Below are 19,348 nucleotides of genomic sequence, written 5' to 3' on the forward strand. Positions count from 1 at the left end.
TCAATTACAAGCGTAAAGAAGTAAACACGCGGAATGTAGTTTTCTAACCTCTGTTGTGCCACCGCCCCCACGCCCCTGATGAAATGCGCTTTCTGTTGCAAACCGGCATCCTTGCTTCACCACCCACAACAGAGAGAGTCAACCTGATGGCTGATTATCATCACGGCGTACGTGTTGTTGAAATCAACGACGGCACCCGCGTTATTTCTACCGTTTCCACAGCAATTATCGGCATGGTTTGTACCGCAGAAGATGCGGATGCGACCGTTTTTCCTTTGAATACTCCGGTCCTGATCACTGATGTTCTGGCCGCCAGCGGTAAAGCAGGCACCAGCGGCACGTTGCGCTCAGCGCTTCTGGCGATTGCTGACCAGTGTAAACCGGTCACGGTCGTGGTGCGTGTTGCCACGGGCGAAGATGAGGCTGAGACCACCAGCAATATCATCGGCGGTTCTGATGCCAATGGCCGTTATACCGGCATGAAAGCGCTGCTTTCTGCTCAGGCTGAGCTTGGCGTTAAACCACGTATTCTCGGCGTTCCTGGTCTGGATAATCAGGCAGTCGCAACCGCGCTGGCAGGTGTTTGCCAGCAACTGCGTGCCTTTGGTTATGTCGGCGTCTATGGCGCAAAAACGATTTCCGATGCGATTAAATACCGCGAAAACTTCAGTCAGCGCGAACTGATGCTGATCTGGCCGGACTTTGTTAACTGGAATACCACCACCAGCCAGTCGGATATCGCTTATGCCACCGCTCGCGCTCTGGGCTTACGCGCCAAAATCGACCAGGAAACCGGCTGGCATAAAACGCTGTCAAACGTCGGCGTGAACGGGGTGACCGGCCTTTCAGCCAGCGTCTTCTGGGATTTGCAGGCGACCGGCACTGACGCCGATCTGCTGAACGAAGCCTGTGTCACCACGCTGGTTCGCAAAGACGGCTTCCGTTTCTGGGGCAACCGTACCTGCAGCGATGACACGTTGTTCCTGTTTGAAAACTACACCCGTACCGCGCAAGTGCTGGCCGATACTATGGCAGAAGCGCATATGTGGGCGGTCGATAAACCAATGACGCCCTCACTGGTTCGCGACATGATCGACGGCATCAAAGCCAAAATGCGCGAAATGAAATCAGCGGGTTACATTATTGACGGTGACTGCTGGTACGACGAAACCGCAAACACAGCGGAAACCCTGAAAGCCGGCAAACTGTATATCGATTACGACTACACCCCGGTTCCTCCACTGGAAGATCTGACCCTGCGCCAGCGTATCACCGACTCTTACCTGGTGAACTTTGCCGCGTCCATTAACAGCTAAGGAGACAATGACTCATGGCACTTCCTAAGAAATTGAAATACCTGAACCTGTTTAATGACGGGAACAGCTACCTCGGTCTGGTCTCTTCACTGACGCTGCCGAAACTCACCCGCAAACTGCAAAACTATCGTGGCGGCGGCATGAGCGGTTCGGTCGCGGTGGACTTCGGTCTGGACGACGATGCGCTGACGCTGGAATGGTCCATCGGCGGTCTGGATGAGCTGGTTCTGCAGCAATGGGGCAGCACATCTGATATTCCACTGCGTTTTGCCGGTTCGCTGCAGCGTGACGACACCGGTGATGTTTCCGCGGTCGAAGTGATGATGCGCGGCCGTCACAAAGAGTTTGATTTCGGTGAGTACAAACAGGGTGAAGACACTGAAACCAAAGTCACCACCCAGTGTACGTATTTCAAACTGACCATCGACGGCAAAGAGCTGATTGAGATCGACACCGTCAATATGGTCGAAGTCGTCAACGGCGTTGACCGTCTGGCGGAACACCGTACCGCACTCGGCCTGTAATTCCCTCCTAAAGCCGGCAGTCATTGCCGGCTTCATTTCCCACTCAAGCAGGAAAACACATGAACCCGACTGACATTAATGACAACACCGTGATTCTTGACGTTCCGCTCAAACGCGGCGAAATGGAAATCACCGAAGTTCAGGTCACCAGACCCACTGCGGGCAGCTTACGCGGTATCGGTCTTGCGGCACTGGCGAACGCGGATGTAGACGCGCTGATCACCATTTTACCGCGTATCACCTATCCGAACCTGACCAAAGAAGAGTGCTCGCGCCTGGAGCTGCCGGATCTGATTGCGCTCGCAGGCAAGGTGATTGGTTTTTTATCGCCGAAACCGGTGGCGTAAGTATTGCGCCCCGCCTCACCGTGGATGACCTGATGGCAGATATCGCGGTGATATTTCACTGGCCGCCGTCTGAGATGGACGGCATGTCACTCACCGATCTGCTGAACTGGCGACATAAGGCACTGCAACGCAGCGGAGTAAAAACAGATGAGTAATCTCGAACAGTTACCTCATACGCTGGAAAAAATAAATCAGGATCTGGCCGCCTTCAGGGCCGAAACCGACAAGGTCAGAAACAACCTGCTGACACTGCCCGGGAAGACGTTATTCAGCGTCGTCTCAGAAGATATCACTGACGCTTCCCTTCAGTTTGAAAAGTCGCTTTTCGCCCCGGACAGCGAAACCGAAACGCAGGCATTTTCCGGTCTGAAAAAAGCGGTGGCCAGCCAGCCGGCAGAAAAGCTGCGCCAGCAACGCCCGATGCAAATGGAACAACGAGGGCTGGAAATCGGGCAGCAATATAAAAATCGCGAACTGAAAATTGACCAGTTAAAAAATATCAGCTCGTCTGCCCTTTCCTTTGCACAACCGAAACTGGCGCTGGCTCAAAACTTTCTTAAACCGGGTGCAGCTCTGGAAGCCGGGCTGGCAGAAGTGCAGTCGGTTCTCGGTCTGAAAAATGGCGATCCGCATGTTGCCGCTTTACGGCAGCAAAGTCTGTCGATGGCGGCAGCCGGTCATTCACCGGCGGAGGTGGTCGCTAAACAGCAGACACTCGCTAAAAACGGAATGAATGCCGATCAGGTTCTGGAACAAACACCGGCAGCACTGAATGGCGCAACGCCTGCGGCACAGATGGCGGTGACCGTGAAAGGCGACAACCTTGACGGTGACATTACTAAGCTTTTTGCCACCTGGGACACTATCCGTATCAACCTTTTCGACGGGCAAAGTGCCGCCCTGCGAGAACTGACTCAAACGGCCACCAGCTGGCTGGGCACGATCAATACCTGGCTCACTGATAATCCGGTGCTGGTGAATTCCCTGCTCGGTCTGGCATTAGGCATCACGGGCATTGTCGGCGGAATGGGTGCGCTCGGCATGACCATCGCGCCGGTACTGAGCGGAATCAATATGCTGATGGCAGGTGCAGGACTGCTTGGAACCATTTTTACCGGCACCGGCGGCGTTATTGCCACCGCCTTTGCCGCCATCGGACTTCCGCTGCTGCCCGTGATCGCATTGATCGCCGGTATCGGTATCGCCGTAGTGAAACTTTGGGAGCCGATCAGTGCGTTTGTTGGCGGAGTGATTGAAGGATTTAGCTCGGTAATGGGACCAATAACTGCTGCGTTTACACCTTTCAGAACCGCGCTGGGATGGATTACCGATTTGTTTGAACCGATAAAATTCAGTCAGGATACCCTGAGCGGCTTCACCAATATTGGCAAAGTGGTCGGGGAAGCAATCGCAGAGATTTTCGTCACGCTTAATAAAGCGGTTTCTCAAATCGGTGAAGTCTTCAGCTGGGCGAAAAAAGGTTGGGATGCGATTTTTGGCAATGACGATGCCGAAAGTCAGGGTATTCCGGCAGCGCCGGTGGAGAGCATTTCTCCGACGGGCGGCACGCTGAGCCTGTATCAGCCCGCTAAAACTTCCGTAGCGAACAGCCTGACGGATAACCGGGCGACGACCGTGAACTTAAGCTTCACGGCCACACCGGAGACAGATCATAACCAGATCAGAACCTGGATTGAAGATTCAATAAACCAGCAGAAATGGAACGATACCAACAATCTTCTCAGCCAGTACAACAACGGAGGGATTTACTCATGATGATGTCGCTGGGTTTATTTGTATTTAAATTGAGCACGCTGCCTTATCAGAATACGTCCCGTCAGGTGAATTATGGCTGGGGCACGAACGCGCGTTTCGGACAGCGTCCCGTTTCGCAATTTCTCGGATTGGGTGAGGAAACGATAAAAATTACCGGGCAATTATTGCCTGAAATGACCGGCGGTATGCGCTATTTACAGGTACTCCAGAGCATGGCCGACTCCGGCCGTGCATGGCCGTTGATCGAAGGCAGCGGCACAATTTATGGCATGTATGTCATCAAAAATATTGCCAATGACAATGCTGAGTTTAATTCCAGCGGCCAGGCGCGAAGTATTAATTTTACGCTCAACCTGACCCGCGTCGATGAGTCGCAGGCCGCCATGTTCGGTGATTTGATGACTCAGGCCGAAGGTTTGTATAACAAAGCCAGCTCAACCATCAGCAATTTCGCAAGCGGAGTCTGAACATGCTTACTGATCTTCAGTTACCCGTGGGGGCACGCATCGCGCCGGTGTTCACCCTGGCGATAAAAAATAAGGTGCTGGAAGAAAACATCTCGGATCGGATCATCAGTCTATCCGTCACGGATAACAGCGGTTTTACCGCGGACACCTTGAATTTAACCTTCGACGACAGCGACGGACAATTACAGATGCCTGTTCGCGGTGCCGTTTTGCATCTGCATCTGGGATGGTCGAAACAGGCGCTCTATGACTGCGGCTATTTCACGGTAGATACAGTGGTTTATTCAGGTTCACCAGACAGAATCGTGGTCACTGCTCGCAGCGCAGATTTCCGCGGTTCATTTACCACTAAACTCAGCCAGTCTTATGACGATTACACGCTGGGCGCTATTGTGCGCATCATATCGAGCCGGAATAAATTGGATCTGCCGGTTATCCCTCAGGAACTCGATAGCATTAAGATCCCACATATCGACCAGACAGCTGAGACTGACAGCTACTTCATCACCCGTCTGGCACAAAGCTATGGTGCGCAGGTGACTGTCAAAAACGGCGCAATCTTGTTTTTTAAAGCTGGCACCGGCAGGACTGCTTCCGGGCAGACTATTCCCTGGAAAACAATTGTCCGCAGCGATGGCGATAATCACAACTATCAGATGATGGACAAGAAGGCTTACACAGGCGTGAAGGCACAGTGGCACGATCTCCAAAAAGCGACCAGCAGCAATGTGGCGTTGAAAAACTCAGGAGAAAAGAGTTATACCGCAGGCTCAGGCGATAATATTCTGCAACTGTCTAAAATCTTTCCTGATGAAGAGACCGCAAGGCGCGCAGCAGATGCCGCGTTTTATCAGATTCAGAATGATTCTGCGTCTTTCAGCATCCGGCTGGCATTGGGACGCGCCGATCTCAGCGCACAAACGCCGGTAAATGTGCAGGGATTTAAAGACGTGATCGACAGCCAGAACTGGGTGATTGATTCTGCTGTACACGAGATGAATGAGAAAGGGTTCACGACCACATTAAACCTGAAACCGTATGTTGCAGATATCACTTACCTGTCTTCAATATCATAATCATAACTTGCTTTTGCAAGATTCAGGTTTCATAATGACTCCATTGCTTACCTGTCATGCCGGAGGTTTTTATGATGCATTGCCCGCTTTGTGGAAAAGTAGCCCATACACGTTCAAGCCGTTATCTGAGTGAATCAACGAAAGAACGCTATCATCAGTGTCAGAATATCGAATGCAGCTGCACCTTTGCCACGCACGAATCGGTCGCCCGGGTTATCTCAAAACCTGGTGCCCAGCCATCCGCTGCATAGTTAATTTGCAGGCACTGATGCAAAAAAAGGGGTTAGCCGATGGCTAACCCCTTGTTCTATATTAACTAGTAGATGTCGCGTTAGCGATACCTTAGCCCAGACGTTCTTTGATACGTGCAGACTTACCAGTACGCTCACGCAGGTAGTACAGTTTAGCTTTACGAACGGCACCACGACGTTTAACAGTAATGCTGTCGATTACTGGGGAGTGAGTCTGGAATACACGCTCAACACCTTCGCCGTTAGAAATTTTGCGAACAGTGAATGCAGAGTGCAGACCGCGGTTACGAATAGCGATAACCACGCCCTCGAATGCCTGCAGACGCTTTTTAGAACCTTCAACGACCCATACCTTAATTTCCAGGGAATCACCTGGACGGAAAGCAGGTACGTCTTGCTTCATCTGCTCTTGTTCGATTTGCTTAATGATATTGCTCATAATATGTCTCTTACCCTAGGTAAACTGATATATCGGGACGGCCTCGCGTTACGCTTTGGCGTTCCCTTCATAGTTTTGTTGACTGAGCCGATGTTCCTTTTGGAACTCTCTCAGCAACACCTCTTGCTCGTCAGTCAGAGCTAGGTTTTCCAGAAGTTCAGGTCTTCTAAGCCAGGTTCGACCCAGCGACTGTTTCAGGCGCCAGCGACGTATATCAGCGTGGTTTCCCGACAGTAAAACCGGCGGTACCTCCATGCCTTCCAACACTTCAGGGCGGGTATAGTGGGGGCAATCCAACAATCCGTCAGCGAAAGAATCTTCTTCTGCTGAAGCCTGACGACCCAGAACGCCCGGTATAAAGCGGGATACTGAATCAATCAGAGTCATTGCGGGTAACTCTCCACCGCTGAGAACATAATCGCCAATTGACCATTCTTCATCAATTTCGGTTTTGATTATGCGCTCATCAATCCCTTCATAACGGCCACAAACCAGAATGATTTTCTGATGAGCCGCCAGTTCGCAAACACCGGTTTGATCCAGTTTGCGACCCTGAGGTGAAAGATAAATCACTTTCACACCTTCGCCTGCCGCTGCTTTTGCTGCATGAATCGCTTCCCGCAAGGGTTGCACCATCATCAGCATTCCGGGACCACCGCCGTAAGGGCGCTCATCCACGGTACGATGTCGATCGTATGCGAAGTCACGAGGACTCCAGCAATTTACGCTCAACAGGCCATTCTTAACTGCCCGGCCAGTTACCCCGTAATCCGTAATTGCGCGGAACATTTCAGGAAACAGGCTAATTATACCGATCCACATAGCCTACCCCTTCCAAATGTTTGACCGCTCAACCAGACCTTGTTTACGTGTATAAACACTACGGAGGTCAAAAACCAGGATCCCAATCTACTTCAACAGTGCGAGTAGCGAGATCGACTTTCTTGATAACCTGCCCATCGAGGAACGGAATCAACCGCTCCTTGAGTCCGAAGGCATCTTTCAGGTTGGCTTTAACTACCATCACATCGTTAGAACCGGTTTCCATCATATCGATGATTTTGCCCAGTTCGTAACCGGAAGTTGTCACTACCTGGCAACCAAAAAGGTCTTTCCAGTAGTAGTCACCGTCTTCCAGTGGAGGCAGTTGCTTTGAATCGACGACAATTTCGCAATTGGTCAGAAGATTCGCTGCATCCCGGTCATCAACGCCTTTGACTTTGATGATCAGGTCCTGAGTGTGGCGTTTCCAGCCTTCCAGCTCGACAACTTGCCACTTACCGGCACGCTGGATAAACCACGGCTGGTAATCGAAGATGCTTTCAGCGTCTTCGGTGGATGAAAACACTCTGAGCCAACCACGAATGCCGTATGTTGAACCCATTTTGCCGAGTACTAACGGCTCAGCGGGTACCACTGGATTGGATTGCTTGCTCATTGCCACCACCGCGACAGATTAAGCTGCTTTCTTAGCGTCTTTGATCAGCGCAGAAACGCGATCAGAAACGGTTGCACCCAGATCTACCCAATGGGCAACACGATCCAGATCCAGACGCAGAGCTTCAGCCTGGCCAGAAGCCAATGGGTTGAAGAAACCTACGCGTTCGATGAAACGACCGTCACGAGCGTTGCGGCTGTCGGTCACTACTACTTGATAAAACGGACGCTTTTTTGCGCCGCCACGTGCTAAACGAATTGTTACCATAACATCCTCTTTAGTTAATAAAACAACCAGACCCCATCGGGGAACGGGGTCTGGTTGCAATATAAAAAGCCCGAAAATTTTACTCATTTTGGCGCAAAAAGCAATCTAAAGCGTAGATAGCCTAGCCCGCAATTTGCATGAGCCGCCTATGTGGCTGATATATAGACAGTGATGTCGATTAACGGCCTGGGAAACCTGGTGGCATCATACCCTTCATGCCACGCATCATTTTCGCCATGCCGCCATTCTTCATTTTCTTCATCATGCGCTGCATATCGTCGAACTGCTTCAGTAAGCGGTTGACGTCCTGCACCTGCATGCCGGAACCCACCGCGATGCGGCGTTTACGGGAACCTTTAATAATTTCTGGCTTAGCGCGCTCTTTGTGCGTCATCGAGTTGATGATCGCTTCCATGCGCACCAGCACTTTGTCATCCATCTGGGATTTGACGTTATCCGGCAACTGACCGACACCCGGCAGTTTGCTCATCATACTCGCCATGCCGCCCATATTCCGCATTTGCTTGAGCTGCTCGAGGAAATCGGTCAGGTCAAAGCCGTCGCCTTTCTTGAGTTTACTGGCCAGCTTTTCAGCCTGCGCACGGTCAACTTTGCTCTCAATGTCTTCGATAAGAGAGAGAACGTCGCCCATACCCAGAATACGCGAAGCGATACGATCCGGATGGAACGGCTCCAGAGCATCGGTTTTTTCACCCATACCCAGGAATTTGATCGGTTTGCCGGTGATGTGACGAATCGACAGTGCAGCACCGCCACGCGCATCACCGTCGACTTTGGTCAGGATAACACCGGTGAGCGGCAGCGCTTCATTAAACGCTTTCGCGGTATTCGCGGCATCCTGACCGGTCATGGCATCGACAACAAACAGCGTTTCAACCGGATTAATCGCGGCGTGAACCTGTTTGATTTCGTCCATCATCGCTTCGTCGACGTGTAAACGGCCGGCGGTATCGACAATCAGAACGTCGTAGAATTTCAGTTTGGCCTGTTGCAGGGCGCGGGTGACGATATCAACCGGCTTTTCCTGCGCATCAGACGCAAAGAAATCCACTTCAACTTGTTGTGCCAGGGTTTCCAGCTGTTTGATCGCCGCAGGGCGATAAACGTCGGCAGACACCACCAGTACTTTTTTCTTTTTCTTCTCTTTCAGGAATTTCGCCAGTTTACCGACGCTGGTGGTTTTACCGGCACCTTGTAAACCCGCCATCAGAACCACAGCCGGTGGCTGCGCCGCTAAGTTGAGCTCGGTGTTCGCCTCGCCCATCGCGGTTTCCAGTTCTTTCTGGACAATTTTGACGAATTCCTGACCCGGTGTGAGGCTCTTATTGACCTCAACGCCAACGGCGCTCTCTTTCACCCGGTTGATGAAGTCGCGAACCACCGGCAGCGCAACGTCCGCTTCCAGTAATGCCATACGTACTTCACGTAATGTTTCTTTAATATTTTCTTCGGTCAGCCGCCCGCGGCCGCTGATATTGCGCAGTGTGCGCGACAATCGATCGCTTAAATTCTCAAACATCGTCTCTTGCTCAACGTTATGACAGGCCGCTTTCGCGACGTAATTGCGGGATTATAACACGAAGCGCGGACGATCTCTGCTTTGGCATCTCAGATAGGTTGGAGCGTGACGCCGGTAACGTTATACTGCGGTTCTCATTCACTTTTCGATGCTACTGAAACGCTATGTCAGTTTTTGCTCTCGTCGCCATGTTGGCCTATCTGCTCAGCCTTGCACTGATCATTCCGAGCATCATCCGGAAGAACAGCGCATACCGGCGTTTAGCACTGATTTCTGTTGTGGTAGCGCTTGTCTGCCACGCGGTGGCATTGCAGCAGCGTATTTTCGATGTCAGCACCGGCCAGAATCTCAGCCTGGTGAACATCGGCTCTGTGGTCAGCTTAATCATCGGCACGGTGATGACCATCGTGGCATCACGCAACCGCGGATGGTTTGTGTTACCGATTGTTTACAGCTTCTCGCTGATCAATCTGGCATTCGTCACCTTTCTTCCGGGCGAATTCATCACGCATCTGGAAGAAAGCAAAGGCTTACTGGTACACATCGGCCTGGCGCTGTTCTCTTATGCTACGTTGATGATCGCGGCACTTTACGCGTTGCAACTGGCGTGGCTGGATTACCAGCTGAAGAACAAACGCCTGACGTTTACAGCCGACATGCCGCCGCTGATGAGCATCGAGCGTAAGCTGTTTCACATCACCCAGATTGGCGTGATCTTACTGACGCTGACGCTGTGCACCGGATTGCTGTACCTGAACAACCTGTTCAGCCCGGAAAATATCGACAAGGCCGTCTTATCGATACTGGCATGGTTCGTTTATATCGTCCTGTTATGGGGCCATTATCACGAAGGCTGGCGTGGCCGCCGCGTGGTATGGTTCAGCATGGCAGGCGCCATCCTGCTTACTCTTGCCTATTTCGGCAGCCGCCTGATCCAGCAAATCATGGTTCATTAATTAAAAGGAATACCCGTTGGAGCACGTCTCGACAACAACCCTGATCATCACATTGATCATCATGGTGGTGGTTTCGGCTTATTTTTCAGCCTCCGAAACCGGTATGATGACACTCAACCGTTACCGGTTACGTCACCTGGCCAAACAGGGTAACCGCGGGGCACGCCGCGTCGAAAAGCTGTTAAAGCGCCCGGATCAGCTGATAAGCCTCGTGCTCATCGGCAACAACCTGGTCAACATCCTTGCTTCCGCTCTGGCAACAATTGTGGGCATTCGTCTTTACGGTGATGCCGGTGTGGCGATTGCCACCGGTGTGCTGACGTTTGTCGTCCTTCTGTTTGCTGAAGTGCTGCCAAAAACATTTGCCGCGCTGAATCCTGAACGCATCGCGTTCCCGAGCAGCATTTTGTTGCGTCCGCTGCAAAAAATCATGATGCCACTGGTGTGGATCCTCAACAGCCTCTCGCGTTTGCTGATGAGAATGTGCGGCATCAAAACCACCACCAGCCTCAGCGATGCGGTGAGTAAAGAAGAGCTGCGAACCATCGTTAACGAATCACGCTCGAACATCTCCCGCCGTAATCAGGACATGCTGCTTTCCGTGCTGGATCTGGAAAAAGTGACGGTGGACGACATCATGGTGCCGCGCAATGAAATCGTCGGTATTGATATCAACGACGACTGGAAGTCGATCATCCGCCAGCTGACGCACTCGCCGCATGGCCGCATCGTGCTTTATCGTGATTCGCTCGACGATGCGATTGGTATGCTGCGCCTGCGTGAAGCCTATCGTCTGATGACCGAGAAAAAAGAGTTCACCAAAGAAAACCTGCTGCGTGCCGCCGACGAAATTTATTACATCCCGGAAGGCACGCCGCTGAACATTCAGTTAGTGAAATTCCAGCGAAACAAAAAGAAAGTGGGCATCGTGGTGGATGAATACGGTGATATTCAGGGGCTGGTCACCGTCGAAGATATCCTCGAAGAGATCGTCGGTGACTTCACCACGTCTATGTCACCAACACTTGCCGAAGAAGTCACGCCGCAAAGCGATGGTTCTGTATTGATTGAAGGCAGTGCGAACGTCCGTGAGCTGAACAAAGCCTTTAACTGGCATCTGCCGGAAGACGGTGCGCGCACCATTAACGGCATGCTGCTGGAAGTGCTGGAAGAAATTCCTAATATTGGTACCAGTTTGCGCATTGAAGACTATGAGGTTGAGGTTCTTGATGTGCAGGACAATATGATCAAGCAGGTGCAGGTTCGTCCGTTACAGCCGCTCAAAAACACCGTAAATCAGCACTAATCCGCTGAATCTAGGCATAAAAAAAGACGCGAACATCGCGTCTTTTTTGTCTTTGGAACACATCAAAACTAGATGTGCAGCTCGGACAGTTTTTCTTTCGGCAGAGCCAGTTCGTCGTTATGGTTTACCACAACGTCATGGTCGAGAATGTGCTGCGCGATTTCCTGTGCTTCTTTCAGGGAATGCATCTCGAAAGTACCGCACTGATATTCATTCAGCTCAGGGATCTGACGCTGTTCTTTTACCTTCAGAACATCCGCCATCGCCGCTTTCCAGGCATCCGCCACACGTTGCTCTTCTGGCACACCAATCAGGCTCATGTAGAAACCTGTGCGGCACCCCATCGGAGAAATATCGATGATCTCAACACCGCTACCGTTCAGGTGGTTACGCATGAACCCTGCAAACAGGTGCTCAAGAGTATGAATACCACGCTCTGGCATTACTTCAAGGTTCGGGCGGCAGAAGCGCAGATCGAACACAGTAATGGTATCGCCGTGCGGGGTATGCATGGTTTTTGCGACGCGAACAGCAGGTGCTGCCATACGGGTATGGTCTACGGTAAAGCTATCCAACAGTGGCATATCGTCACCTCTCCTAAATAAATTAATTTTTTTTACGAACTCAGGAAACCTTTTCCCAGCATGCGGGTCTTAATTAGTGAAAGACGCGCATTTGTTATCATCATCCCTGTAAACAGAGATGTTTATTTGGCCACATTGATTGTGGCCTTTTTCTTTTCTACTCAACGCTACTGCCTGCATTCGCAGCCAGGTATTCTTCAAAGCTTAGCTTATCCGCCGCTTCCAGTGCGCGCTGACGCTGCCATGAACCGTCCTGCTCAGCCATTAATGCGCTGGCATCTAATACTTCCAGCGGCTCACTGACCAGCATCTGGCGATACTTCTCCGCCAGTTCCAGCCCGAGATTACCGACGCCCTGCTGTTTCAGCTCTTTCATGATACGTGCTGAGTAAGTCAGCTCAGGATCATCAAACGCCGCAACCAGCTCTTTGCAGACGCCCTGATAAAGGGTATCGCCGTTCTGGTTATCCATGACCTGAGCCACACGGTTCAAATCAGCAAATAACTCATTACCTACTTTAGCTAACGGCTGGCGTTCATCGTGACACCCCATACCGATCGTCTGACCCGGTTTGCGCCCTTCCAGGATCACCCGGTTCCAGTTCTTACGCGTACAGAGCAACTCTTCGCTGTTCATTTCCGGGGCATCGGCTAACGCACACCATACCAAAAACAGATCCAGGAAACGCGCCTGAGTGGCATCAATACCCACCGGAGAGAACGGATTGACATCCAGCGAACGGACCTCAATGTATTCGATCCCGCTGCGCATCAGGGCATCAGAAGGTGTTTCACCGGATTTGGTGACACGCTTAGGACGAATTGGCGCATAAAGTTCGTTCTCAATCTGTAACACATTGGTGTTCAGTTGCAGATATTTCCCGTCCTTCTGCACACCCATTTCCGCATATTCAGCAGATGGGGTACGAATCGCTTTCTTCACACCCTGAACGTAGGTAGTCAGGTCATTGAAGGTAATGCCCAGATTGCTTTGTGATTTATTGGTGTAACCCAAATCACTCAGACGCAACGATGTCGCATACGGCAGATAGCACAATCCCGCTTCGGTATATTCAAACGGCAAATCTGTTTCACGCCCTTTCAGGAATGAAGAACAGATCGCAGGCGAGGCACCGAACAGATAAGGGATCACCCAGCCAAAACGGTAATAGTTGCGGATGAGTTTGAAATAACCCGCAGAAATTGCTTCTTTACCGCTTTCAGCATCAGACACGCCCAGCTTTTCCTGCCAGAAACTCAGCGGCAGCGAGAAGTTGTAATGGATGCCGGAAATTACCTGCATCAGCGCGCCATAACGGTTTTTCAGGCCTTCACGATAAAGCGTTTTAAAGCGCCCGGCGTTAGATGAACCGTACTGCGCCAGCTCGATATCCTGTCCGGACTCGATAAAGCACGGCATGCTGAATGGCCACATGCGCTCGTCGCCGAGCTCACGGGCTACGTGACGATGAATGTCACGCAGGAACGCCATCAGATGTTCGATGTTGTCATCGACGGGCGTAATAAATTCTAATAAGGCTTCAGCAAAGTCGGTGGTTATCCAGCGATGCGTCAGTGCCGCACCTAAAGATTCCGGGTGGCCGGTTGTCGCTAATGAACCATCGGGATTGACCCGCAACGTTTCACGCTCAATACCGCGACGAATACCTTTTAATGCCTGAGGGTGGGCTTCCAGCCAGGAAAGCGCCTGAGATACATCCGGGATCAAATTGACCTCCCGCTCGGTGAAACCATTAATTTGCAAGCATACTGAGTCTGCATAGATGTGACCATAATTGATAGCTGATGCCAATCTAACCGAACCATGAGAGCCCCTGCAGCGTCACAACCGTCAAAAGGATGTAACGCACCGCTTTTCCAATAAGCATGAAAAAAACCACAGCCCCCCACGGCATTCGCAGCCAACCTGCTAACACGCATAACACATCACCTATCACCGGTAACCAGCTCAGCAATAAAGCTGCCGGTCCAAAGCGCTTTAACCAACCCTGTGCAACGTGGAGCCCACGCTGAGGTTTAAGCTGTGGCAGAAAGCGTCCGATGATGACGTTGGTTATGCCACCTAAGGTATTGCCAACAGTTGCAGACAAAACCAGTGCCGCTGGCATTGCGCTGCCAGCTGACAATAAAGCCACTAATAAAACTTCTGAATTTCCAGGCAAAAGTGTGGCACTTAAAAAGCTGCTGCCGAATAAGGAAGCCAGCGCCACGGCGCTGCTCACAGCGTGCGCACGTCCACAAAAGCCATATTGGCGCGTTTCGCCGCCTCAATACCGAAATCTGCATCTTCAAACACAACGCATTTTTCGGGAGGTACGCCGATTAACTCAGCGCAACGCAAAAAAGTGTCAGGCGCAGGTTTGTGGTTCTGCACGTCATTGGCGCCCACAATCGCATCGAAGCAATCACGCAGGCCTAAATGTCGCAACAGAGCATCGGCCATCCAGTGCTCACTGCCCGTCCCTACCGCCATTGGCCGGCGACCATGATAGGCCTTCACGACATCAATCAGTGGCAAAGGACGTACGGCATCAAGCAACATTTCCTGAACCGCAGCCGTTTTCTCAGCCGCCAGAAGATGGGGATCCATCTCAACGTTATTACTGTCGATCACAAACTTCGCGATGCGCCAGGTCGGAGAACCGTTCAGAGCAACCATGGATTCGACATCATACTGCATGCTGTATTTGGTCAATACCTGATGCCATGCCTTACGGTGCGTCGGTTCGGTATCCAATATGGTGCCATCCATATCAAATATTAGCCCTTCGTATCGATCGTACATCGAAAGCTCCATGATCACGAAAAAACAGGAAAACTACTTTATCGCAAAGTCTTTCGAAAGTCGCATTTTGTGCACACCTACAGCACATCCGAACACGTAGGAAAGGTCAGGGAAATGAAAAGGAAGAGATGAAATAAAGAGGTGATAACCGGAAAGCAAAAAACCCGCCGAAGCGGGTTTCTCTAATATGGTGCACCCAGGAAGATTACTCGGCGGGGCCTCGCCCTGCGGGCCGTTGCTAAAGCAACGTTATCTTCCTTCGTGCTGCCTTCATGCCGGAGGACTCTATATGAAAGCCATCGCTGCAACATGTCTGGAATATGGTGCACCCAGGAAGATTCGAACTTCCGACCGCTCGGTTCGTAGCCGAGTACTCTATCCAGCTGAGCTATGGGTGCATTGGGGGTCGTGCTGAGTTTTTTCGGAAAATACTAAGAGAAAGAATGGTGCACCCAGGAAGATTCGAACTTCCGACCGCTCGGTTCGTAGCCGAGTACTCTATCCAGCTGAGCTATGGGTGCATTTTGATTCTTACTGCAGATTTACCTGACCATTTTTCCGCACTACATCGGCTTTCGCCTTTGCCCGTCACGCTAATTTGATTGCAAATCAACATACGTTCAGGAAAGTATGGTGCACCCAGGAAGATTCGAACTTCCGACCGCTCGGTTCGTAGCCGAGTACTCTATCCAGCTGAGCTATGGGTGCATTTTAAATGGCGGTGAGGCGGGGATTCGAACCCCGGATGCAGCTTTTGACCGCATACTCCCTTAGCAGGGGAGCGCCTTCAGCCTCTCGGCCACCTCACCATACGCCTCTTGCGAGTGTGCTGACTAACTTTGTTTAAGCTCATCGGCACTGCGTGGCGCACATATTACTTTCTGGCCCTTATAAGTCAAACCCTTTTTTCCTAACAATCACCCGTTTGGACATTTCACGCGCAACCTGCGCAGTTTGAAGACAAAAACAGGGTGTGAATAGCGAAAAAACGGCTTCTTTTTTAGAAAAGACGAGTCAGGGGATGTGGCACTGACAGAAATTAAAAATGAAAAATGCAGGAAATTAAGGGGAAAGGAAATCGAAAAAGCGGACAAAAGAGGTTCAGCGCCTCGCCATTAGCGAGACGCCTCGTAAATCAGTAACTCGTCTGCTGCGACTTTTCAGCCTGAATGCGCTGATAAATCTCTTCACGGTGAACAGAGACCTCTTTTGGTGCATTCACACCAATGCGCACCTGATTACCTTTAACACCTAAAACGGTAACAGTAACCTCATCGCCAATCATGAGGGTTTCACCAACTCGGCGAGTTAGAATAAGCATTCTTTGCTCCTTGAATAATTAAAAGAGTCGGGTCTCTCAGTTTCCCGGCCATTATCGATCATAAGCGGGTAAAACGTAAGCCATGACCCCTACATTAAATGTAAGCAGCCTGCAACTTCAGCCATGAGTACTTTAAGTTTAGCCGATATCGTCATTGTCGCGACTTTAATCGCGAAGCTCACACCGCCATTAAGACTGAAAACGCCATACAGCACAATAGATTATGGCGTTTTCAGGGTTAGCTATTTATTTCTTCTTACAGCTTAGCTTCAACCCAGGCTTCAACAGTCGCCAGAGCAGCAGGCAGTGCCTGCACGTCGCTGCCACCTGCCTGCGCCATATCAGGACGACCACCGCCCTTGCCACCGACCTGCTGTGCTACAGAAGCAATCAGCTCACCGGCTTTAACACGATCAGTCAGATCTTTCGTGACACCGGCAATCAGACTGACTTTATCGTCAGCGATGGTTGCCAGAACAATAATCACAGAACCCAGCTGATTTTTCAGGTCATCAACCATTGTACGCAAAATTTTAGGCTCTACGTTATCCAGCTGACGAACCAGCAGCTTAACGCCTTTCACTTCTTTGGTCTGGCTGGAAAGTGATGCACTTTCCTGCGCAGCTTGCTGACCTTTCACCTGCTGAAGCTCTTTTTCCAGCACACGTGAACGCTCAATCAGGGTACGGATTTTATCGGTAATACTGTTCACATCACCTTTTACCAGATGCGCGACATCCTGCAGCAAATCGCTTTGCTGATGCAGGGCAGTAATCGCGTTTTCGCCGGTGATCCCTTCGATACGACGGATACCTGCCGCTGTGCCCGATTCACTCTGAATGCGGAACAGACCGATATCGCCGGTACGGCTGGCGTGAGTACCACCACACAGTTCGGTGGAGAAATCGCCCATGGTCAGAACACGAACGCTGTCTTCGTATTTCTCACCAAACAGCGCCATTGCACCTTTTTCTTTCGCCTCTTCCAGATCCATGATGGTGGTCTGGATTGGCAGGTTACGACGGATCTGAGCATTCACCAGATCTTCGACCTGACGGATCTCTTCTGGTTTCATCGCTTCAAAATGCGAGAAGTCAAAACGCAGATAGTTATCGTTGACCAGAGAACCTTTCTGAGCAACGTGCTTGCCCAGCACCTGACGCAGCGCAGCGTGCAGCAAGTGCGTTGCCGAGTGGTTCAGACGGATACGGTCACGGCGTGCAATATCAACTTCAGCTTCAACGCTGTCGCCAACGCTCAGCTTACCGCTATTCAGGGAACCCTGATGACCAATCGCTTTGCCGTATTTCTGGGTATCAGACACAGAGAACACGCCTGCTGCCGTTTTCAGGATGCCTTTATCGCCAACCTGACCACCGGATTCACCGTAGAACGGTGTGTCATCCAGAACGACAATTGCATTAACGCCCGCCTGGATCTCATTCACTGGCTGACCTTCAACAAACAGCGCCACCACTTTTGAATGGCGTTGCAGATGTTCGTAGCCGGAGAACTGCGTCACGCCATCAACACGAACCATGCTGTTGTAATCGGCGCTGAAACCGCTGGACTCACGCGCACGACGACGCTGAACTTCCATCGCTTTCTCAAAACCAGCTTCGTCCACTTTCAGATTGCGTTCACGGCAAACGTCAGCGGTCAGATCCAGCGGGAAACCAAAGGTGTCATACAGACGAAAAGCAATTTCGCCGTCCAGAGTGTCGCCTTTCAGAGCGGACAATTCTTCGTCCAGCAATGCCAGGCCGCGTTCCAGAGTACGGGCAAACTGCTCTTCTTCGGTTTTCAGCAGTTGCTCAACCATCGCCTGCTGTTCTTTCAGTTCTGTCGCAGCCGGGCCCATCACTTCAATCAGCGGAGCAACCAGTTTGTAGAAGAAGGTGTCTTTCGCGCCCAGCATGTTGCCGTGGCGGATCGCGCGACGAATGATGCGGCGCAGCACATAGCCACGGTTTTCATTCGATGGGATCACGCCGTCTGCAATCAGGAATGCGCAGGAACGGATATGGTCGGCGATAACACGCAGGGATTTGTTGGTCAGATCGGTCGCACCCGTGACTTCAGCCACCGCAGCGATCAGTTTCTGGAACAGGTCGATGTCGTAGTTGGAGTTCACATGCTGCATCACCGCAGTGATACGCTCCAGTCCCATCCCGGTATCTACGGACGGTTTTGGCAATGGCAGCATGGTACCGTCAGCCTGACGGTTGAACTGCATGAACACCAGGTTCCAGATTTCGATGTAACGATCGCCATCTTCTTCAGCAGAACCCGGAGGGCCGCCCCAGATGTGATCGCCATGATCGTAGAAAATCTCAGTACAAGGGCCACAAGGACCGGTATCGCCCATCTGCCAGAAGTTGTCAGAAGCGAATGCACCGCCTTTATTATCGCCAATGCGGATAATACGTTCTTTCGGAACGCCGACTTCTTTTTCCCAGATATCAAACGCTTCGTCATCCGTCTCATAGACAGTGACCCACAGCTTTTCTTTCGGCAGATTGAACCAGTTTTCGCCGGTCAGTAATTCCCAGGCGTAGCTGATGGCTTCATGCTTGAAGTAATCACCGAAGCTGAAGTTGCCCAGCATTTCGAAGAAGGTGTGATGGCGTGCGGTGTAACCGACGTTTTCGAGGTCATTGTGTTTACCGCCTGCGCGGACACAACGCTGGGACGTGGTGGCACGGTTGTAATCGCGCTTATCCAGACCGAGGAAAACGTCTTTAAATTGGTTCATCCCGGCATTGGTAAACAACAGTGTCGGATCGTTTGTCGGGACAAGCGAACTGCTTGAAACAATGTTGTGTCCCTTACTATGGAAGAAATCGAGAAACGCTTGACGGATCTCAGCGGTGCTCTTGCTCATAAATATCCCGGAATCATGCTGGAAGAACGGCTCTTGAGCCGGATAACGCT

Annotated in this window: 21 protein-coding genes and 4 tRNA genes; 10 read left to right on the forward strand and 15 right to left on the reverse strand. The window is 51.3% G+C overall.

The annotated features are described in order from the left end of the window. The first annotated feature begins 146 nt into the window (after positions 1-146). From ACM615_RS12670 to ACM615_RS12705, 8 genes are all read left to right on the forward strand, one after another. Positions 147-1,316 (forward strand): phage tail sheath protein, encoded by a 1,170-nt coding sequence (locus ACM615_RS12670; RefSeq protein ID WP_113878066.1) that lies wholly within the window; start codon positions 147-149, stop codon positions 1,314-1,316. Positions 1,317-1,330: 14 nt separating this feature from the next. After that, complete coding sequence (locus ACM615_RS12675; RefSeq protein WP_013574045.1) at positions 1,331-1,840, forward strand: phage major tail tube protein; 510 nt, start codon at positions 1,331-1,333, stop codon at positions 1,838-1,840. Between the two features lie 59 nt (positions 1,841-1,899). Beyond that, positions 1,900-2,187, forward strand: a complete 288-nt coding sequence (locus ACM615_RS12680; RefSeq protein ID WP_113878065.1) for a phage tail assembly protein — start codon at positions 1,900-1,902, stop codon at positions 2,185-2,187. 20 nt (positions 2,188-2,207) lie between these two features. Beyond that, positions 2,208-2,342, forward strand: a complete 135-nt coding sequence (locus ACM615_RS12685) for a GpE family phage tail protein (RefSeq protein WP_013574043.1) — start codon at positions 2,208-2,210, stop codon at positions 2,340-2,342. Next, on the forward strand, positions 2,335-3,963 hold the full coding sequence (locus tag ACM615_RS12690) for a phage tail tape measure protein (protein ID WP_431011994.1): 1,629 nt from the start codon (positions 2,335-2,337) through the stop codon (positions 3,961-3,963). The genes ACM615_RS12685 and ACM615_RS12690 overlap by 8 nt, the downstream gene beginning before the upstream one ends. Then, positions 3,960-4,430: a phage tail protein gene (locus ACM615_RS12695; protein WP_113878063.1), complete on the forward strand. Its 471-nt coding sequence runs from the start codon at positions 3,960-3,962 to the stop codon at positions 4,428-4,430. Before ACM615_RS12690 ends, ACM615_RS12695 begins: the two co-directional genes overlap by 4 nt. Before the next feature lie 2 nt (positions 4,431-4,432). Next, on the forward strand, positions 4,433-5,506 hold the full coding sequence (locus ACM615_RS12700; protein ID WP_431011995.1) for a contractile injection system protein, VgrG/Pvc8 family: 1,074 nt from the start codon (positions 4,433-4,435) through the stop codon (positions 5,504-5,506). Between the two features lie 71 nt (positions 5,507-5,577). Then, positions 5,578-5,757: an ogr/Delta-like zinc finger family protein gene (locus tag ACM615_RS12705; protein ID WP_112286848.1), complete on the forward strand. Its 180-nt coding sequence runs from the start codon at positions 5,578-5,580 to the stop codon at positions 5,755-5,757. Positions 5,758-5,848: 91 nt separating this feature from the next. Here the strand turns inward: ACM615_RS12705 and rplS are convergent, their stop codons facing one another. The 5 genes from rplS to ffh form a co-directional block, all read right to left on the reverse strand. Beyond that, positions 5,849-6,196 (reverse strand): 50S ribosomal protein L19, encoded by a 348-nt coding sequence (rplS, locus tag ACM615_RS12710; protein WP_095923499.1) that lies wholly within the window; start codon positions 6,194-6,196, stop codon positions 5,849-5,851. A 48-nt stretch (positions 6,197-6,244) separates the two neighbouring features. Continuing rightward, positions 6,245-7,018: a tRNA (guanosine(37)-N1)-methyltransferase TrmD gene (gene trmD / locus ACM615_RS12715; RefSeq protein WP_013574037.1), complete on the reverse strand. Its 774-nt coding sequence runs from the start codon at positions 7,016-7,018 to the stop codon at positions 6,245-6,247. Positions 7,019-7,085: 67 nt separating this feature from the next. Further along, positions 7,086-7,634, reverse strand: a complete 549-nt coding sequence (gene rimM, locus ACM615_RS12720; protein WP_013574036.1) for a ribosome maturation factor RimM — start codon at positions 7,632-7,634, stop codon at positions 7,086-7,088. An 18-nt stretch (positions 7,635-7,652) separates the two neighbouring features. Further along, on the reverse strand, positions 7,653-7,901 hold the full coding sequence (gene rpsP, locus ACM615_RS12725; protein ID WP_056772785.1) for a 30S ribosomal protein S16: 249 nt from the start codon (positions 7,899-7,901) through the stop codon (positions 7,653-7,655). A 178-nt stretch (positions 7,902-8,079) separates the two neighbouring features. Then, on the reverse strand, positions 8,080-9,441 hold the full coding sequence (gene ffh / locus ACM615_RS12730) for a signal recognition particle protein (RefSeq protein ID WP_112286849.1): 1,362 nt from the start codon (positions 9,439-9,441) through the stop codon (positions 8,080-8,082). A gap of 164 nt (positions 9,442-9,605) precedes the next feature. Between ffh and ACM615_RS12735 the strand changes: the two genes are divergently transcribed. After that, complete coding sequence (locus ACM615_RS12735) at positions 9,606-10,397, forward strand: cytochrome C assembly family protein (RefSeq protein ID WP_013574033.1); 792 nt, start codon at positions 9,606-9,608, stop codon at positions 10,395-10,397. 16 nt (positions 10,398-10,413) lie between these two features. After that, positions 10,414-11,703 carry an HlyC/CorC family transporter gene (locus tag ACM615_RS12740; RefSeq protein WP_112286850.1) on the forward strand — a complete coding sequence of 430 codons (1,290 nt, stop codon included), beginning with the start codon at positions 10,414-10,416 and terminating at the stop codon, positions 11,701-11,703. Between the two features lie 68 nt (positions 11,704-11,771). Here ACM615_RS12740 and luxS read toward each other — a convergent pair whose 3' ends face one another. The 10 genes from luxS to alaS all read right to left on the reverse strand — a co-directional run bounded on the left by luxS (position 11,772) and on the right by alaS (position 19,298). Beyond that, on the reverse strand, positions 11,772-12,287 hold the full coding sequence (gene luxS, locus ACM615_RS12745) for an S-ribosylhomocysteine lyase (RefSeq protein ID WP_112286851.1): 516 nt from the start codon (positions 12,285-12,287) through the stop codon (positions 11,772-11,774). 157 nt (positions 12,288-12,444) lie between these two features. Beyond that, positions 12,445-14,016, reverse strand: a complete 1,572-nt coding sequence (gene gshA / locus ACM615_RS12750; protein ID WP_431011996.1) for a glutamate--cysteine ligase — start codon at positions 14,014-14,016, stop codon at positions 12,445-12,447. An 85-nt stretch (positions 14,017-14,101) separates the two neighbouring features. Then, positions 14,102-14,530, reverse strand: coding sequence for a YqaA family protein (locus ACM615_RS12755; RefSeq protein WP_113878061.1), 429 nt, complete (start codon positions 14,528-14,530; stop codon positions 14,102-14,104). Beyond that, positions 14,527-15,093 (reverse strand): fructose-1-phosphate/6-phosphogluconate phosphatase, encoded by a 567-nt coding sequence (yqaB, locus tag ACM615_RS12760; RefSeq protein WP_431011997.1) that lies wholly within the window; start codon positions 15,091-15,093, stop codon positions 14,527-14,529. The genes ACM615_RS12755 and yqaB overlap by 4 nt, the downstream gene beginning before the upstream one ends. A gap of 321 nt (positions 15,094-15,414) precedes the next feature. Continuing rightward, a tRNA-Arg gene (locus ACM615_RS12765) sits at positions 15,415-15,491 on the reverse strand. Positions 15,492-15,537: 46 nt separating this feature from the next. Beyond that, positions 15,538-15,614, reverse strand: a tRNA-Arg gene (locus ACM615_RS12770). Between the two features lie 110 nt (positions 15,615-15,724). Further along, positions 15,725-15,801: transfer RNA gene (locus ACM615_RS12775), tRNA-Arg, on the reverse strand. A gap of 8 nt (positions 15,802-15,809) precedes the next feature. Further along, positions 15,810-15,902, reverse strand: a tRNA-Ser gene (locus tag ACM615_RS12780). Positions 15,903-16,228: 326 nt separating this feature from the next. Further along, entirely contained in the window at positions 16,229-16,414 is a 186-nt protein-coding gene (gene csrA, locus ACM615_RS12785; protein ID WP_013574027.1) for a carbon storage regulator CsrA, read from the reverse strand. Positions 16,415-16,670: 256 nt separating this feature from the next. Next, positions 16,671-19,298, reverse strand: a complete 2,628-nt coding sequence (alaS, locus tag ACM615_RS12790; RefSeq protein WP_129639217.1) for an alanine--tRNA ligase — start codon at positions 19,296-19,298, stop codon at positions 16,671-16,673. Positions 19,299-19,348 lie beyond the last annotated feature (50 nt).

The organism is Rahnella sp. PAMC25617, assembly GCF_050606005.1.
Classification (GTDB): domain Bacteria; phylum Pseudomonadota; class Gammaproteobacteria; order Enterobacterales; family Enterobacteriaceae; genus Rahnella; species Rahnella variigena.

Coding starts and splice junctions, on each gene's coding strand:
- ACM615_RS12670 (WP_113878066.1), top strand. CDS start 147: ATGGCTGATTATCATCACGGCGTACGTGTTGTTGAAATCAACGACGGC.
- ACM615_RS12675 (WP_013574045.1), top strand. CDS start 1,331: ATGGCACTTCCTAAGAAATTGAAATACCTGAACCTGTTTAATGACGGG.
- ACM615_RS12680 (WP_113878065.1), top strand. CDS start 1,900: ATGAACCCGACTGACATTAATGACAACACCGTGATTCTTGACGTTCCG.
- ACM615_RS12690 (WP_431011994.1), top strand. CDS start 2,335: ATGAGTAATCTCGAACAGTTACCTCATACGCTGGAAAAAATAAATCAG.
- ACM615_RS12695 (WP_113878063.1), top strand. CDS start 3,960: ATGATGATGTCGCTGGGTTTATTTGTATTTAAATTGAGCACGCTGCCT.
- ACM615_RS12700 (WP_431011995.1), top strand. CDS start 4,433: ATGCTTACTGATCTTCAGTTACCCGTGGGGGCACGCATCGCGCCGGTG.
- ACM615_RS12705 (WP_112286848.1), top strand. CDS start 5,578: ATGATGCATTGCCCGCTTTGTGGAAAAGTAGCCCATACACGTTCAAGC.
- rplS (WP_095923499.1), bottom strand. CDS start 6,196: ATGAGCAATATCATTAAGCAAATCGAACAAGAGCAGATGAAGCAAGAC.
- trmD (WP_013574037.1), bottom strand. CDS start 7,018: ATGTGGATCGGTATAATTAGCCTGTTTCCTGAAATGTTCCGCGCAATT.
- rimM (WP_013574036.1), bottom strand. CDS start 7,634: ATGAGCAAGCAATCCAATCCAGTGGTACCCGCTGAGCCGTTAGTACTC.
- rpsP (WP_056772785.1), bottom strand. CDS start 7,901: ATGGTAACAATTCGTTTAGCACGTGGCGGCGCAAAAAAGCGTCCGTTT.
- ffh (WP_112286849.1), bottom strand. CDS start 9,441: ATGTTTGAGAATTTAAGCGATCGATTGTCGCGCACACTGCGCAATATC.
- ACM615_RS12735 (WP_013574033.1), top strand. CDS start 9,606: ATGTCAGTTTTTGCTCTCGTCGCCATGTTGGCCTATCTGCTCAGCCTT.
- luxS (WP_112286851.1), bottom strand. CDS start 12,287: ATGCCACTGTTGGATAGCTTTACCGTAGACCATACCCGTATGGCAGCA.
- yqaB (WP_431011997.1), bottom strand. CDS start 15,093: ATGTACGATCGATACGAAGGGCTAATATTTGATATGGATGGCACCATA.
- csrA (WP_013574027.1), bottom strand. CDS start 16,414: ATGCTTATTCTAACTCGCCGAGTTGGTGAAACCCTCATGATTGGCGAT.
- alaS (WP_129639217.1), bottom strand. CDS start 19,298: ATGAGCAAGAGCACCGCTGAGATCCGTCAAGCGTTTCTCGATTTCTTC.